Below are 17273 nucleotides of genomic sequence, written 5' to 3'. Positions count from 1 at the left end.
CTTGCTAAATTATATGCTTAAATATAAAATACCTCAGATTGTTACGTTGACCCTTTTTTTCTGTCCTTGATGGGAATTAAAAAAATGAGGATAAAACGGTTTATAAAACCTTTTATCCTCATTGTAGTTGCGGAGATCCGACTCGAACGAATGACCTTTGGGTTATGAGCCCAACGAGCTACCAACTGCTCCACTCCGCGATGTTATCGTTTTGTGGGTGCAAAGGTACGGCTTTTTATTTAATATGCAAATAAAATGCATGATATTTTTTAGTATAACTCTGATGAAATATTTAAAATATTGATAATGAGTGTGTTTTCTCCTTTCTTTTTTTGACTGTTTATTAATTCCTATTTCTTATTAATAATGGCTCAAGCTTATCTGCTATCATGCGATAGGCTTCCAGAGTGATATGTAATCGGTCTTTTAGATAGAGTTCTTCTCTAAGTTTGCCATTAGTTCCATACATCATAGAAGTAATATCAAGAAGAGTGACGTTGGAACTGTTAAAAGAGAAAAATCATTTCATATTCTTCATGTTGTTAAATTGTGTAACCTATGGTAAAAATCTTTCTGTTGATTTGTATTATATCACTGTTTTGCGGGAGTATTTAATATCCGTTTTATCTGTTGGTGTAATATATAGAAAGCAGGTTCACCCATAGGACCATGCCCATGCCCGCCGATTTCATAAAGATAAGTGTCTTCATGCCCGACAAGTTTCATCATCCGCCACATGTAAGCGTTTTCCTCATAACGTCCAAAAAGCTCTAACTCCCGATCACCGGTTATAAGTATCAAGGGGGGGGCATCTTTTCTGACATGAAATAATGGGGCGAATTCATCGATAGTAGGTTGTAGATTATCAATACCGTTCATTTTACGATAGGAAAAATGACTAATGACTTGGCCGCTAAAGGGAATCAGACCTGCAAGGGAATCTGCATCTATACTGTACTCTTTTAACCATTTTTTGTCTAATCCAATCATTGCAGTGAGGTAGCCGCCTGCCGAATGGCCGGAAACAAATATTTTCTTTTTGTTTCCTCCGTATTTTTCTACTTCTTTAAAAGTCCAGGCTATGGCTGCTGCCGCATCGCCTAAACATTCCGAGATTGTTACTTTGGGAAGTAAACGGTAGTTTACAGCTATCACTATCATGCCACTTTTCTTTAATTTGGTTGGAATGGACTTATTGCCACTAGTCAATCCTCCTCCATGAAACCATATTACAGTTGGGCAATCCTTTAGATTTTCAGGATAATAGATGTCTAACTTGCACCGTTCTTGAGCATATGCATCTTGCGATGTTGCATAGGTTAAATTTTCAATTGTCTTGTAGACGGTTTCCTGAGCGTTGGTAAAGGTGCATATGAGAACGCTCAAACATAAAAGTATTCTTTTCATTTTAATAAATAAAATATTGTATGTGATTATTAATCAGGGTTATTTGTTATTAATGAGATAAGGTTCTATTATTTTGGCAAATTCTTTATAAGCAAGTACGCTGGGATGAAGCCTGTCACTAATATAGAACTTTTCAGGTAAAGCTCCATTCTTGTCATATAGACGTGATGTTATATCAACGTAGGTAACTTGGTGGCTGTCTTTGAAGTAGTCTTGTATCAGTTTGTTCACCTCTCTTTCCTTTGGAATCCAGTCGGGCATAGAAGGGGATGGATGAAAAGAAAGGAGAATAACCGGAACGCCAGGAAGATGAATATCCAATAAACGGCAGAAGCACTTAATGTCTTCGAAAACACGTTCGATGGATACGCCATTATAAAGATCATTCGCACCGCATAACAACACTATCTGTGCCGGTTTGTAGGCTACTACCAGGCGTTGATAGTGGTATAAATAGTCGCTGATCCATGAACCGCCATATGCACGATTTAAAACCCTATGATTGGGGAAATAACTGCCGGTATTTTTCCACATGCCCAATGAGGAACTGCCGATAAAAAGAATGCTTCCTGGTTTAGGAAAATCTTTCTCGTCCATGCTGTAATAATTGTCCAGCTGTTCTTTATAGGCGTTTGCTCTGAAATACAAAGAATCTTGAGCGTTTGCTATGCTATACACAAACAGCAGAAAATAAATGATTGATATATTCTTTTTCATTCTCTTTAGCTTTTTGTAAATATTGGTAGCTCATCTAAGAATCTTCCAATGTTATTATTCTGTTCTTTTTAAAAGAAGTTGTTACGAATCTCTTTAGCAATGTAACGTCCTATCAATCGTTGCCCTTCTATATCCGGATGTACTCCATCCTTTAGATAGCGCCCACGGGTGTTGGAATTTTCGAAAAACTGACTAATACCGCTTTCGCCGTAACAATCAATAACCTGAACGGATAAAGCTTGACTGACTTGGCGCAACACTTCATTTCGTTTCCGATGCATTTCATTTTTTGCCTTGTCCCCGGTCTGTATAGGCAACCATACGAATACACGGCATTCCGGGAAGTTCTCAAGTATAGTTTGAATTGCCCATCTTGCCCCTCCTGCCATGGTCGTCACATTAACATCGTCCAGCGTTCTTGCTGATAATGCTTCTGCAACTCCATCAAGTTTTGTATCATTTGAGCCCATTGCAAAAACGAAAACATCGGGTGCGGGATAAACACCGTCCTTTACTTCTGAGATAAATTTCTGAATATGTACTTTGGATACATTATTATGTCTCATTTGCAATTCTTTCTTATCTTTTGTAGGCTTCCATCCATCTGAAATTCCGGCAAAGTTGTCACTGTTGTAATCTTGTGTATCAGGATGGCATGCAAAGGTAGACGAACCAACTGCAACATTATGGTGTGATGCAAATCCCAATAAATCGACTACGGTCTTTGACCATTGGTTGCCAGAGGTAGTGCTGCTGCCATCACAACCAAAGTTCAATTTGCTAAAATTTGTTGTTTGTGCTTGGACTATCAGGCATAGTCCCCATCCTAACATTAGAAATATAATTCTTTTCATGTTTTGTTTCTCTTAATAACCGTAATTATTAGCTCCTATTAATTTGTTCTCAGCAATTTCTGCAGTCGGAATTGCATATAGTAAGTTCTTTTTTGAGCGAATGGTAGAGCGGTTGGCTGAGCCGCAGACAATGAATTGTGTGTCGTTCATAACGTCTAAATATAGTCCCCACCGTAAAAGGTCAAATTTCCTATTGAATTCTTGGCAAAATTCCAAAGCACGTTCTTTCAGGACTAGACTTCTTGCCTCTATCTTATCGGTCACCTTATTTGTATATAAGGTTGTAGCTTTTGCCCGTTTTCTTATGACATCAATATCTTTCATTGCAGCTGTTATATCCCCCAATTCTACTTCTGCTTCAGCTCTGAGCAGGAATGCTTCTGCATAGCGAATTAAAATTACATCTTGTTCTGATTGTGACGCTTCTTTCTGTTTAAAGAAGGTTGGATTAGAGATATCACCTTTATACCATTTAGTCAGACATGGCACTCCGTATTTATATTCCGCGTTAAAATCAGGAACAAAAGCTTTTAGATTGTCCGGTAGACTCTCTGCATTATATTCGTCCGAGAGAGAGGGAAAAGAAACCCATTTTGTGGAGGTGTAGCTTGTTAGGAAGTAATGCCATACACCGTGCACAATACGGTCATCCTCTTTGTCAAATTGGGTATATAGATTAGGGGCCATATATATCCATGCGCCACTGCCACCGTAAGGAGCCGGAGTGTAATAGCTATGTAAACCTGATGTTTGAAAGTCTACGTCACTTACACTGGTTGCTCCCCATACAAATTCTTTGTTTTTCCTATTGTTACCACCCCAAAGGTTTAGATACCCTTCTACTAAATCAAAATCAACACCTCTTCGTGCAATGACCATGTCGCAAAGCTCTTTTGCACGTTGATAACACTGCTGGGCATCTATGTTTTCAGCTCCTTCAACTGCATTGCAGGTATATTTTTTATCCACTCCCTTGATATCTACAATTATTTCTGTATTTCCTTTGCAGGTTAATGCGCTGGAACCCATAGTGCAATATACGCGTGCCAATAATAGTGCTGCAGCAGTTTTATCTGCATGCCCCCAAGCGCCGACATTGCCTTCTGATGTATAATACATGTATTCTAAGCAAGTTTCCAGGTCATTGACAATTGTGTTGTAGACTGCTTCTACGGAAGCTCTGGGACAATCTGTCTCTGCTTCCGAAGATAATCTCAATGGGACGGCACCATACATTCTTACCAGATGGAAATAAGCGAATGCCCGTAGAAAAAGCGTTTCACCATACAACTGCCTGACAGCGGATTCTGTCTGATAAGAATCTGTAGATTCCAGAGCTTCTTTAGCTTTGTTTGCCCGACTGATCATTCTATAAAAGACACTCCACAAATCATTGTTTGTATTATAGGCATAGTGTCCGGTGATATCGCCGCTACCTGCAGAACTGAGTACCCAAGCTGGAGCCCCACAATGATCGTTGTCGTAGTCCATCCAGGCCATATACGTCTGTTCCATACACCAGTTATCCCAAAAAGTCGCATAGATACCGGTTACTAGTTGTTCTGCTCCTTCTTCAGTCTGACCTAATTTCTCTGATGTGATAGAATAAGGGGTTTCTTCCAATGAACAGCTTGTTGCAAATGCTGCCATCGAGCATATCATTATCAATAGTATTTTCTTCATGATTCGTTTTTATTAATTAAAAAATAACATTAAGTCCCAAAGTAAAGCTTCTCTGCTGGGGATAGGCTCCAGAATCAATACCCCTTAAAGAAGGCGTGGAGCCAAAAGAATTAACCTCAGGGTCATATCCGCGGTATTTGGTGAAGGTCAACAAGTTATTGGCAACCACGTTGAACCGTACGCTATTTATGAACTGAAATGGTTTTCTAATTGTATATCCTATGGATAGAGTGCGTAATTTTAAATAAGAGCCGTCTTCTAGATATAATCTGGAAAAACGAATGTCACGTCCTGAATAATTGAATATCTTAGGGGCAATTCCGCTATTGGGATTTATGCTCCATGATTGTTCATATACGTAGTATGGAACGTTCTGGGTCTGTCCCAGGTTATAAAAACGTAATGAGTTCATATTGAATACGTCATTTCCTTCCACACCCTGAAAAAGAATGCTGAAATCGAAATTCTTCCAGGTCAGGTCCATATTGAATCCATAAAAATACTTGGGATTTGCATCTCCAATCCATGTTTGATCCTGGTCTGTGATAAAACCGTCTTCATCAAGATCTTTATATTTAAGTTCACCGATCCAGTCTCTACGAATTATTTCTTCTGTAGCCGCATCAGAACCGTTCACTGTGTAATCTGGATATTGGGTTTGGAATTGCTTGCTATTAATGACTTCCTCGCGTGAGTTCCAGATACCGTCTGTGACAAAACCATAAAATGAACCGATAGAATGACCATCAGCAATAGCATACGGGCGCAAGCTGTTATAGATAGAGTTGGGGAACATCGGGTCTTTGCCAAAATCGCAAATCTCATTCTTGTTAAATGATATGTTGCCACCGAATGACAATGAAAAGTCTTTGTTTTGAATTGCTCTTACATTTAAGCTGGCTTCAAGTCCGCGATTGATAACAGAACCGCTATTGGAAAGTATCTGTAAGATGCCGGTGCTTGGGGGAACTTGCTTGTATTGCAACAGATCCGTGGTTTTTTTATAATAATAATCTACTTCCAATGATATCCGCTTTAATATATCCAATTCAATGCCTGCATCATGCTGCCAAGTAGTTTCCCATGTTAAATCCTTATTCCCTGGATTATATACATTCGTTGCATATCCATTTTCAACCGATGTGCCGAATGGATAATTGGCTGCAGCCATAATGGCAAAGGTTTGGTAAGAGCTGATGGCCTGGTTGCCGGAAGCTCCATAGCTATAGCGAAGTTTTATATTATCAAAGATATGAGATACGCCTTTCATGAATTTTTCTTCTGACAGCCGATATGAGAAACCGACAGAGGGGAAAAAGGCTGCGCGCTTGCCTTTGGCGAATTTACTGGAGACGTCATCACGTGCGGTAAAAGTCAGATAATATTTGCCTGCATAATTATAGGCAAGCCGTCCGATCAATGAAAACAAACGTGAGTCCCCCTTGCCAGAGGTGGCTGATAACATCTCACTTGCATCTTGAAGCAGCCAGCCATTGGTAGCATCCGTACCGAAGCCTTGTACTGTAACTACTTTGTTATAGTTGCTGGACGCTTCCCAGGAGGTTCCTGCGGTTGCGCTTACATTATGTTTACCCCAAGTTTGGTTGAACATTAACAAATTGTCGAACACCAATGATGACCGCCAATTATCTCCACCGTATGATTTTCCGTTCACATATTTACCTTCGGCCATAGTTCTCGGCCAGTATTTATTGGCATCATTATGAGTATAGTTATATCCAAGAACTGTTCTGAAAATCAAGCCTTTTGTTAGCGTTATATTTAAATAGTTGGAAGTCCTGAAAGATATGTTTCGATTCTCGTTCAACGCATCAGCGTATCGAGTAGGCACTGCTACCATGCTATATTCATTATCCAAATCGTCTTGGGTTTGTGTTGCTGGATAAGTCAATGCTGAGCGGATAATGCCTTCCGTTCCGTTATTTTGGTTGTTTGTAGCAGTCTTGACAATACTTGAATTTGCAAATGAACCCGATATGGATGTACCTACTTTCAGCCAATCTTTCACTTGTCTATTCAAGTTTAGCTTTATGGTATAGCGTGTATAGTCCGAACCTTCAACGATACCTTCTTGGTTCAGATATCCTCCACTTATAGCATAATCGTATCCTTTGGTCTGTCCTGCAATATTTAAGTTGAGGTCATGTGTCACTCCCGTACGGAAAATCTGATCTTGCCAATAGTACGGATCGTTACTGAAGTCGTCAGGTCCTTGCAAATAAGTGCCTTCTGCATTCTCAACTCCGGGGAAAGGCAGGTCGGTTTGTTCCCAAGGGAAATTGGAAACTTCTTGGGTGTTGATGTAAGATTGATTCCTGTATGTTGCATAATCACGTGCTCCAAGTACCTTTATCTTTTTCACAGGATTGCTAATTGTTGTTTTATATGAAAATGAAATTTGGTCTTTAACATCTAGTCCGGTACCGCTTTTGGTGGTAATCAGGACTACGCCGTTGGCACCGCGAGAACCGTAAATGGCTGTTGACGAGGCATCCTTCAAGATTTCAATAGATGCGATGTCGCTAGGATTAAGCGAGGACAAGGCATTATTGTAAGTGGGCGAGCTCGAGTCAAAATTGATTGTGTCATCATTGCTGTCTGCGATGGGTACTCCGTCGATTACATACAAAGGTTCAGTAGAACCTTGAAATGAATTTGTACCTCGAATCTGGATGCTGATTCCTCCACCGGGAGCTCCATCGTTTGAAACCACGTTCACACCGGTCAGGCGCCCTTGTAGCCCCTTTTCTAGACTTACTGGGGAACTTTTTAGTAAATCTCCACTTTTTACTTGTGCCACAGCCCCGGTAAGATCGCTCTTTTTTACATAGCCATAACCAACGACAACTACTTCATCCAGCGTTTTGCTATCTTCATGCAAAACAATTTTCATATTTACAGTTGCCTTTACTGTTTGTTGCAAGAATCCGATGTAAGATATCGTCAGTGGAGTTCCTATTGGACAATTCAGTATAAACTGACCGTTGATATCGGTAATTGTACCATTACTGGTGCCTTTCTGTAATATATTGGCTCCAATTATGGGTTCTCCATTCTGGTCAACCACTACTCCTGCTATTTTTTGTTTTTGTTGTACTGTTTCTACAGTCTGGGAGGAAGTTGCCCACGACAAAGAAGGACTTCCGCAGAATAAAAGAGTTATAAAAACTCCTGCCATGAATACATTCTTCATATTTCTCAGATAATTTATTAGATTTATAAAGTTATTAAAAGTAAAACGTTGTTGTTTTAAAGAGAGTAAAATCTCTTTTTGCTCCATATCCTATCCATTCTCCATAACTAAAATCAATTTAAAGGTTGACACTCCATTTTATTTTTCGTAGCTCAAAACACTGGCGGGTATTGTTACCAACCTTTATACCCGCCACATGTTTGAATCTAAGAAAAACAGCACGAATTACAAATCCGCCGTTCTGTGGACAAAAGTAAGGAAACAATAACCTGAAGTACTCCTAATTTGTTTCTCAGTCTGTCCGGTTCGTATTTTTACCCAAACGGGAAGCGTTTTTACCCAAATGGGAAGTAGTTGTACTGTATGTATTTAAAGCAATTTCCTATCTTTGCATACAAACATATTCATCTTATTACCATATGAAGCATTTACTGACAGTCATATTTTGTATGATAGTCTATATCACACAGATTAATGCCCGGCTAACTTTTCAAACATTTGATGTAAAGTCTGGAATTTCAGATAACTATGTTATAGCTATGTTACGTGACCAATACGGGTTTATGTGGTTTGCGACACTTAATGGCTTAAATCGTTATGATGGCTATCAATGCAAGCAATATTGGGTTACTGATTCTGATACTTATAGTAATTGTTTTAATAATATATCGGAGGACGCATCAGGTACTATTTGGGTACGTACTCCCGATCAATATTTTTACTACAATAGAGAGTTGGATAAATTGGAAAGTAACATAGAAAAGCGGTTGAGACCACTGGGAATAAATGATAAAATAGAAATGATACATGTTGACTATGAGCAGAATTTATGGTGCATGGCTGGGAATAAGCTATATTATTATGATTTTCAGGATAAAAAACTTCAGGAATTATCTTTTCCGGATAAAGAACTGTTGCATATAGTTTCCAGACAATCGTATTCTTGCTTGTTATTTTCTAATGGGGAAATCGCAGAAGTAGACTGGGAAACAAAAACTGTTCGGAAGATTGTTCAATTAGAACTTCCTCGCTCTGGAGAACATCGTATATATATGGATACCCAGTTTAGATTATGGATTTATACAATATATACCTCCAATCTACAGTGTTATGATATTCAAAATAGAAAGATGTTTGAGTTTTCTGGCAAAGAGACTATACAATCGGATATTGTAAAAGCTATCATAGATGATGGGAATGGTAATATTTGGATAGGTACCAATAGTAAAGGCATATACATCTTGAATGAACAGACCGATAATCTCATGCACATTCATAGAGATTCGGGAACTCCTTTTTCCTTGTCGAGCAATCACATTAATAGTTTTTATAAAGATAATCAGGATATTCTGTGGGTTGGAACGACGAAGCAGGGGGTTGCGTTTACTGATTTGAATAATACCGCCTTTGAAATATGTAAAACTCCTGAGCAGGAAGATATCAGTTGTTTTCAAGAAGATAGGAATGGGAATCTGTGGCTTGGATTTGATGGAAAGGGCTTGGCTTGCTATGACAGCAAACAAAAAAACTATAAGTTGTTTAATACTCACAATAGTAATATTCCCTCTAATCTTATTATAGGTTCATATCTTGATTCCAAAGGCAAGATGTGGTTCGGTAGTTATGGGGGTGGCATATTTTATGAACAGAACGGAACCTTTTTTCCTTTTGAACAGATTTTGGAACCAATAGAGTATGTCCGGCATATTGCTGATGACAAATATGGGAATTTATGGGTTGGAACGTTTATGCACGGTCTGTATTGTATAGATAACGGAGGGAAAATAACGTCTTATACAAAAGAGAATTCATGTTTATACACCAATACCATTACAGACTTGGTCTATTCAAGTGACCATGCGATGTTATATATTGGTACTAGTACGGGATTATATGAGTTGAATACTCAAACACGGCAACTTGCTCCAGTAAAAGGGAATAATAATAAAGTGTCATTGACAAAAATGCATATTAGTTGCTTATACCGTGATCGACGGGGATTGTTGTGGATTGGAACCAGACATGGAGTTGGAATTTATGATGAAAAAAGTAGAACGCTTACTCGTCTTTCTACAAATGATGGTGTATCTCATCCTTATATACGTGGCATTGTAGAAGACCATAATAAAAATATGTGGATAGCTACAGATTGTGGTATTACTCACATTATTGTGGTTGATGACCCTACTGCCCAAAAGCTGCAATATCGGTGTTATTCCTATTTTAATGAAGATGGTATTGGGGATATTACATTTAACAACTACTCAATTTATTGTAACCGGAAAGGCGAAGTTTTAATGGGAGGTACGGGAAAATATTTAAAGATAGACCCTAATCAGGCTTTGTATCATCCCAACCAACATAAAGTTATTTTTACCGGATTATATTTAGCCAATCAGCGTGTAGACGTAGAGAAAAAAACGCATGATGGGCGAATCTTGTTACAAAAGAATATTCAGTTGCTTGATGAAATTACAATGGATTATTCTGATAGTAATTTTGCATTGGAAATTTCTGCAATGGATTATGGAACACAGCATAAGCTTCAATTTGCATATCGGATGGATGCTAAAGAGGAATGGGTCAGCTTTGAAGGAAATAGAATCTATTTCAACAAACTGTCTCCAGGGATATATCATCTGCAAGTGAAAGTTAATGAACTGCACGGTAGTAGGAATCCAATATCTTATATGACAATTCTGGTACGTCCACCCTTTTGGCTGTCTCCGGTAGCCTATGTTATCTATATGGTACTGTTCTTGTCAGGAGGTATACTCTTGCTTAGGCGCCTACGTTCTAGGCATCAACGGATTCTGGTACAACAAAAATGGGAACTTGAAGTAGCCCAGCAGCATGAAATGGATGAAGCAAAGATACGTTTCTTTACAAATATAAGCCATGATTTAAGGACTCCATTGTCACTTATCATAACTCCCTTGGAGAAGTTGATACATTCGGAAAAAGCTGGTCCAATCAAGGACGATTTGGACTTGATGTATCGAAATGCTTCTACTCTGCTTGATGAGGTAAATCAGTTGTTGGATTTTCGTAAACTTGATCAGCAAAAGGTACAATTATCCTTGTCTTACGGAGACATAACTGAGTTTATTGCCGAAACATGCAAGTCTTTCAAGGCGTTATCGCAAAAGCATAATATTGAGTTGAAAGTTTGTATCAACACTTCAAAAATAGAAATGGATTTTGACCGTAACAAAGTGCAGCGAATCATATCCAACCTTCTGTCAAATGCCATCAAGTACAATCATGATAATGGTAGTGTGATAGTTGCTATTGACAAGATATTGGCCGGTGATGGGGAACAGATACATATTCAAATAAGTGACACCGGTATCGGTATCAAAAATGAGAATAAGGATAAGATTTTCGACCGTTTCTTTCAGGAACAGCACATTTCTACTACTTATATTGGGAGTGGTATCGGTCTGCATATTGTGAAAGAATATGTTACTCTCCACGGTGGTGAGATAAAAGTAGAGGATAATCATCCCCAAGGGACTATTTTTACAGTTATCCTACCGATTGCCAAGACATTAAAACTGAATTGTACAGAAGATACATCAGCATTTGATGTGGAAGAACAGTTTCATGCTGATATGTCTTCAGTGGACAGAGAAAAGAACTCTTTACTGATAGTAGAGGACAATGATGACTTTCGTAGTTTTCTTGTCGGTTGTTTGCAAGAATATTATCAGGTATATGAAGCGTCTGATGGAAAGAAAGCTCTCACAGTACTTGCGCAACAATCAATCCATGTGGTAATCAGTGATATAATGATGCCAGTAATGGACGGAATGGAATTATGCCGCAAAATAAAGACTGATATCCGCTATTCTCATATTCCTATTATTTTACTTACGGCCCGTACGGCTGAAGAACATATTCTTAGTGGTTTGAAGGAGGGAGCTGATGAATACATTACAAAGCCGTTTAACTTGGAAATACTTTTATTACGTATAAGAAAGTTGTTGATGTGGACTTTGAAGAACCATGATAAATTTAAAACGAGGGACATCTCTCCATCGGAAATAACCATTAGTTCTTTAGATGAACAACTGATAGAGAAAGCCATTCGTATAGTCGAGGAGAATATGGATAATTCAGAATTCTCAGTAGAGGAACTTAGTGCTCAAATAGGAATGAGTCGTAGTGGGTTATATAAAAAGTTAATGCAAATTACAGGAAAATCTCCTTTGGAATTCATGCGGATACTGCGCTTGAAAAGAGGTAGAAAACTTTTGGAAGGAAGTCAAATGAATATTTCACAAATATCTTATCAAGTAGGGCTTTCGCCCAAACAATTTGCCAAGTTTTTTAAAGAGGAGTTTGGATATTTGCCATCCGAATATAAGAAAAAAGAAGAAAAATGAACTTCTCAATAGCTTGGAGTATATTCATTAAGATATTCTTTGTCATTGGTAGCTTCTTATAAGTGAGTAAGAACTACTTGTGGCACTGATTTTTACTCTTGTAGGTCAAGGGAAGAATTTGTAGGAAAATGCTGTTAGATGAAAAAGAATTGTTATCTTTGTCGTGCTCAACTTAAAATAAATAAGTATGAATTGAAACGTTATAATTTGTAAGTGTTTGATATTCAGAACGAAAATAAATAAGCTTTTTTGCTCAAATAATAAAGCAATGTGCAATTAATCTATGACCGTATCGAAGACAAAAGCTAAATTAGTGGACGTTGCCCGTCAGCTGTTTGCAAAGATGGGTGTTGAAAATACCACGATGAATGATATTGCCCTCGCTTCGAAGAAAGGTAGGAGAACGCTCTATACCTATTTTAAGAGCAAGGAAGATATCTACTTGGCTGTTGTCGAGTCGGAGCTGGATATTCTTTCGGATATGATGAAGCACGTGGTAGAGAAAGATATTCAGCCGGACGAGAAACTGATGGAAATGATTTACACCCATCTGGATGCGGTAAAAGAGGTTGTCTTTCGAAATGGTACTCTTCGTGCCAATTTCTTTCGGGATATTTGGAGAGTGGAGAAAGTGCGCAAACGTTTCGATGCTACAGAGACCCAGCTTTTCAAGGAGGTTCTGCGTGAAGGTATGGAGAAGGGCGTTTTCCAGATAGATGACTTGGATATGACTGCCGAGATTGTGCATTACAGTGTCAAAGGTATTGAAACACCTTATATTCGCGGTCATATAGGAGCCAATCTGGATGATGCGGTACGCGATACTTACGTGACCCGTCTGGTACTTGGTGCATTGGGAAAGAAGTAAGAATACATTTTATAAATAATTTTAAAATAATATGGGATTATTAGATGGAAAAACAGCCATTGTGACAGGTGCTGCACGCGGCATCGGCAAGGCTATCGCTTTGAAGTTCGCTCAAGAAGGAGCAAACATCGCATTCACTGACTTGGTGATTGATGAAAATGCCGAGGCTACGGCAAAAGAATTGGAAGCTTTGGGAGTAAAGGCAAAAGCTTATGCCTCCAATGCAGCAAACTTTGAAGACACTGCCAATGTAGTGGCAGAAATCCATAAGGACTTTGGACGTATTGATATTCTGGTAAACAATGCCGGTATTACACGTGACGGTCTGATGATGCGTATGAGCGAACAGCAATGGGATATGGTTATCAATGTCAACCTGAAATCGGCATTTAACTTTATCCATGCCTGCACACCCATCATGATGCGCCAGAAGGCGGGTAGCATTATCAATATGGCATCTGTGGTAGGTGTTCACGGCAATGCCGGCCAGGCCAACTATTCTGCTTCCAAAGCCGGTATGATTGCTTTGGCCAAGTCTATCGCTCAGGAGCTGGGTTCTCGCGGTATCCGTGCCAATGCCATTGCTCCGGGCTTCATCATGACAGCCATGACCGATGCCTTGTCTGAAGAGGTGAAGGCTGAATGGTGCAAGAAGATTCCTTTGCGTCGTGGCGGCACACCCGAAGACGTGGCAAATATCGCTACTTTCCTGGCTTCTGATATGTCTTCTTATGTATCCGGTCAGGTTATTCAGGTAGATGGTGGGATGAATATGTAATTTAATGATTAATGATTAGTGATTAATGTTTAATGAGAAGTTGGGTGTTAGTCATTAATCATTAATCACTAATCATTAAACATTAACAACCGATGACTGTCGTATACGAAGACAATCATATCATTATAGTCAACAAGACCGCTTCCGAGATAGTTCAGGGAGACAAAACGGGTGATACACCGCTTTCGGAAACTGTAAAGCAGTACCTGAAAGAGAAGTACAGCAAGCCTGGAAATGTCTTTATCGGTGTCGCCCACCGGCTGGACCGCCCCGTGAGCGGTCTTGTTGTTTTTGCCAAGACCAGTAAGGCACTGTCGCGTCTGAACGAGATGTTCAAGAATAGCGAGGTGAAGAAGACTTACTGGGCAGTAGTGAAGAACTTACCCCGCGAGGAAGAGGGGGAATTGGTGAACTATCTGGTGCGAAATGAGAAACAGAACAAGAGTTATGCATACGACAAGGAGGTGCCGGGCAGCAAGAAAGCGATTTTGCATTACCGGCTCATCGGGCGGTCGCAGAACTATTATCTGTTGGAAATAGATTTGAAAACCGGACGCCATCACCAGATACGTTGTCAGTTGGCAAAGATGGGCTGTCCCATCAAGGGAGATTTGAAGTATGGTTCGCCCCGCTCCAATCCCGACGGCAGCATCTGTCTGCATGCGCGGTATATCCGTTTTGTGCATCCGGTGTCCAAAGAACCGATAGAAGTGGAGGCTCCCGTCCCTCCTGGAAATTTATGGAATGGTTTTGAAACGATTTAATCTTACAGTAATGAAGAAAATCACAGTTTTGTCGGGTTTGCTGCTCCTTGCGGGATTGGCTGCCCAAGCTCAGGAAAGAGTTGCTGAGTATAATGTGCGTCCTGCCGTTACGGTGCGCACTCCCCTCCAGGGCGATAGTATCAACTTCAAGGGAGACAAGTTTACTACCGGCAATCTTCTGAAGACGAAGGTCAGTCTCGACTTCGACGGAGGTCGGTACGAACGTATGGTTGCTGATACGGCTGGATATGTAACTGTGGCAAAGGCAGACAAGGACAATCTGTTCTATCTGTTTGCTACCAATCTGCGTGCGGAGCGTTTCATGAAGGGCAAGCTGAATGTATATTCTCCTGCCCGTTTTGAGGTGTTTGTAAACGGTGAATCCAAGCAAGTCAAGGAGACAGCGGAGGACAGCTTGTCGCAGGTCCGTCCTACGGCTGTCAGTCTGCGTATGGACCCCGAAGCGGATTATGAGATTGTCATCAAGTTGCTTTCAAGCGCGGACGACAAGATGCAGCCGATGCTGAAATGCGAATTTGAAAAGGAAAAGGACTTTGCCGATGTAGCCTGCCGGATGGCACCGGACATGAAGAGACGTTTCTCTTTGTTCAACACCAATTTCGGCTCCCGAGCGAGCAGGGTTTCTCTTTCGCCCAACGGCAAGTATCTGCTGACCCGCTATTCGGACAATTACGACGTGAAGCGTTCCAGGACCCGTTGTGAGCTGACCGAGGTAAAGACCGGCCGGGTGATATTGCCCAATGCCAATGAAAAGATGAACTGGATGCCCAACAGCAATAAGCTCTATTATACGGTTATGGGCGAGGAGCAGAATGACCTGGTTGTGTTCGATCCCGCCACGATGCGTGAGGAAGTGCTGCTGAAGAATGTTCCCGAAGGATATTTCAGCTGGTCTCCTACAGAAGACTATCTTATCTATATGCTCACGGACGAGGGCGAAAAGGTGAGTGGCCCGTTGAAACGTCTCTTGCATCCGGACGACCGTATCCCCAATTCTCGTGACCGCTATTATCTCATGAAATACGATGTGGCGACGGGACTTTCCGAGCGCCTGACCTACGGTAGTCACAACGTCTATCTGAATGATATTTCCCCGGATGGCAAGAAACTGTTGTGCAGCACTTCCAAGCCGGACATCACTCGATGCCCTTTCTCCCTCTCTTCTCTTTTCGAGATTGATTTGACCACCTTGCAGGCAGATACGCTGGTCGCCTGGGATGCTTATCTGGGAAGTGCTTCTTACTCTCCGGACGGGAAGCAGCTTCTGGTGACGGGCAGTCCGTCTGCTTTCGGAGGCATTGGCAAGAATTGCGGTGAACATCCCATAGCCAATGACTTTGATACCCAAGCATTCATTATGGATTTGGCTACAAAGAAAGTGCAGGCTATCACGCGCGATTTCAATCCTACAGTGTCTCCCGTGCAGTGGAACCGTGTGGACGGATGTATCTATTTCGATACGACTGATGGGGATTGCAGGCATATATACCGTTATGTTCCGAAGACGGGCGGCTTTGAAATGCTTCCGCTTGAAGAAGATGTGATTACTTCCTTCACGCTGGCCAATGACAATCCGGTTGTGGCTGCCTATGTGGGCGGAGGAAACACCAGTACGGGCGTAGCCTATACGTACGACACGAAGAAAAAAGTTTCTACCCTGCTTGCCAACCCCATGAAGCCCGTCCTCGACAAGATTGAGCTGGGACAGATGGAAGAGTGGAACTTTACAGCTTCGGACGGTACGGAGATAAAGGGAATGATTTGCCTTCCGCCGTCTTTCGACCCGAGCAAGAAGTATCCGCTTATCGTGTACTATTATGGAGGAACGACTCCTACGACTCGCGGTATAACTTCCCCGTACTGTGCACAGTTGTTTGCGTCACGTGACTATGTGGTTTATGTTATCCAGCCCAGTGGTGCCATCGGGTACGGCCAGGAGTTCTCTGCACGCCATGTCAATGCATGGGGTGAGCGTACGGCCGATGAGATCATTGAAGGTACGAAGAAATTCTGTGCAGCCCATCCGTTTGTCAACGATAAACGTATCGGATGCCTGGGTGCCTCTTATGGAGGATTCATGACGATGTATCTGCAGACTAAGACGGATATGTTTGCTGCCGCTGCCTCGCATGCTGGCATCAGCAATGTAACGAGCTATTGGGGCGAGGGTTATTGGGGATATTCCTATAACTCTGTTGCGGCAGCCGATAGCTATCCTTGGAATAATCCCGATTTGTTTACGAAGCATGGAGCATTGTTCAATGCGGACAAGATTAATACCCCTCTGTTGTTGCTGCATGGCACGGTAGATACAAACGTGCCTATCGGTGAAAGTATCCAGTTGTATAATGCGCTGAAGATATTGGGCAAGCCGGTGGAATTTATTACCGTGGACGGTGAAAACCATTTTGTACTTGATTATGCAAAACGTGAATTGTGGCACAATTCAATTATGGCTTGGTTTGCCCGCTGGCTGCAGGATAGTCCGGCATGGTGGAATGACCTTTATCCGGAAAGACATTGGTGATTTCTTAGCTGATAACTGTCAACTATCAATTTAAAAAGCCGTTTCCCAGAAT

10 protein-coding genes and 1 tRNA gene are annotated in these 17273 nt (G+C 40.9%); 5 read left to right on the top strand and 6 right to left on the bottom strand.

All coding sequences use genetic code 11. From position 1 onward, the window contains the following. Positions 1 to 127: 127 nt before the first annotated feature. The 6 genes from DWY55_RS02880 to DWY55_RS02855 all read right to left on the bottom strand — a co-directional run bounded on the left by DWY55_RS02880 (position 128) and on the right by DWY55_RS02855 (position 7962). Positions 128 to 200, bottom strand: a tRNA-Met gene (locus tag DWY55_RS02880). Positions 201 to 591: 391 nt separating this feature from the next. Further along, positions 592 to 1407, bottom strand: coding sequence for an alpha/beta hydrolase (locus DWY55_RS02875; RefSeq protein WP_035458100.1), 816 nt, complete (start codon positions 1405 to 1407; stop codon positions 592 to 594). A gap of 39 nt (positions 1408 to 1446) precedes the next feature. Continuing rightward, complete coding sequence (locus tag DWY55_RS02870) at positions 1447 to 2124, bottom strand: GDSL-type esterase/lipase family protein (RefSeq protein ID WP_117878701.1); 678 nt, start codon at positions 2122 to 2124, stop codon at positions 1447 to 1449. 68 nt (positions 2125 to 2192) lie between these two features. Continuing rightward, a complete protein-coding gene (locus tag DWY55_RS02865) occupies positions 2193 to 2978 on the bottom strand; it encodes an SGNH/GDSL hydrolase family protein (protein WP_005834898.1) in 786 nt (261 codons plus the stop codon). Positions 2979 to 2990: 12 nt separating this feature from the next. Next, positions 2991 to 4661 carry a RagB/SusD family nutrient uptake outer membrane protein gene (locus DWY55_RS02860; RefSeq protein ID WP_016274244.1) on the bottom strand — a complete coding sequence of 557 codons (1671 nt, stop codon included), beginning with the start codon at positions 4659 to 4661 and terminating at the stop codon, positions 2991 to 2993. A gap of 16 nt (positions 4662 to 4677) precedes the next feature. Beyond that, positions 4678 to 7962 (bottom strand): SusC/RagA family TonB-linked outer membrane protein, encoded by a 3285-nt coding sequence (locus DWY55_RS02855; protein ID WP_229034779.1) that lies wholly within the window; start codon positions 7960 to 7962, stop codon positions 4678 to 4680. Positions 7963 to 8324: 362 nt separating this feature from the next. On the opposite strand from DWY55_RS02855, the gene DWY55_RS02850 reads away from it, so the two are divergent. From DWY55_RS02850 to DWY55_RS02830, 5 genes are all read left to right on the top strand, one after another. Continuing rightward, on the top strand, positions 8325 to 12263 hold the full coding sequence (locus tag DWY55_RS02850) for a two-component regulator propeller domain-containing protein (protein ID WP_259321637.1): 3939 nt from the start codon (positions 8325 to 8327) through the stop codon (positions 12261 to 12263). Positions 12264 to 12546: 283 nt separating this feature from the next. After that, the gene (locus DWY55_RS02845; RefSeq protein WP_005828604.1) at positions 12547 to 13131 is read left to right on the top strand and encodes a TetR/AcrR family transcriptional regulator; all 585 of its coding nucleotides are present in this window, start codon (positions 12547 to 12549) and stop codon (positions 13129 to 13131) included. Positions 13132 to 13162: 31 nt separating this feature from the next. Then, positions 13163 to 13909, top strand: coding sequence for a 3-oxoacyl-[acyl-carrier-protein] reductase (fabG, locus tag DWY55_RS02840; RefSeq protein WP_005828602.1), 747 nt, complete (start codon positions 13163 to 13165; stop codon positions 13907 to 13909). 92 nt (positions 13910 to 14001) lie between these two features. After that, positions 14002 to 14673, top strand: a complete 672-nt coding sequence (locus DWY55_RS02835) for an RluA family pseudouridine synthase (protein WP_008665938.1) — start codon at positions 14002 to 14004, stop codon at positions 14671 to 14673. Between the two features lie 10 nt (positions 14674 to 14683). Then, a complete protein-coding gene (locus tag DWY55_RS02830; protein WP_118931142.1) occupies positions 14684 to 17221 on the top strand; it encodes a prolyl oligopeptidase family serine peptidase in 2538 nt (845 codons plus the stop codon). The last annotated feature ends 52 nt before the right edge of the window (positions 17222 to 17273 follow it).

The sequence above is a fragment of the Bacteroides sp. AF25-38AC genome (assembly GCF_003602995.1).
GTDB lineage: Bacteria > Bacteroidota > Bacteroidia > Bacteroidales > Bacteroidaceae > Bacteroides > Bacteroides uniformis.
Note: the sequence above shows the minus strand (reverse complement) of the source record. Positions and strands in the feature narration are given on the sequence as shown.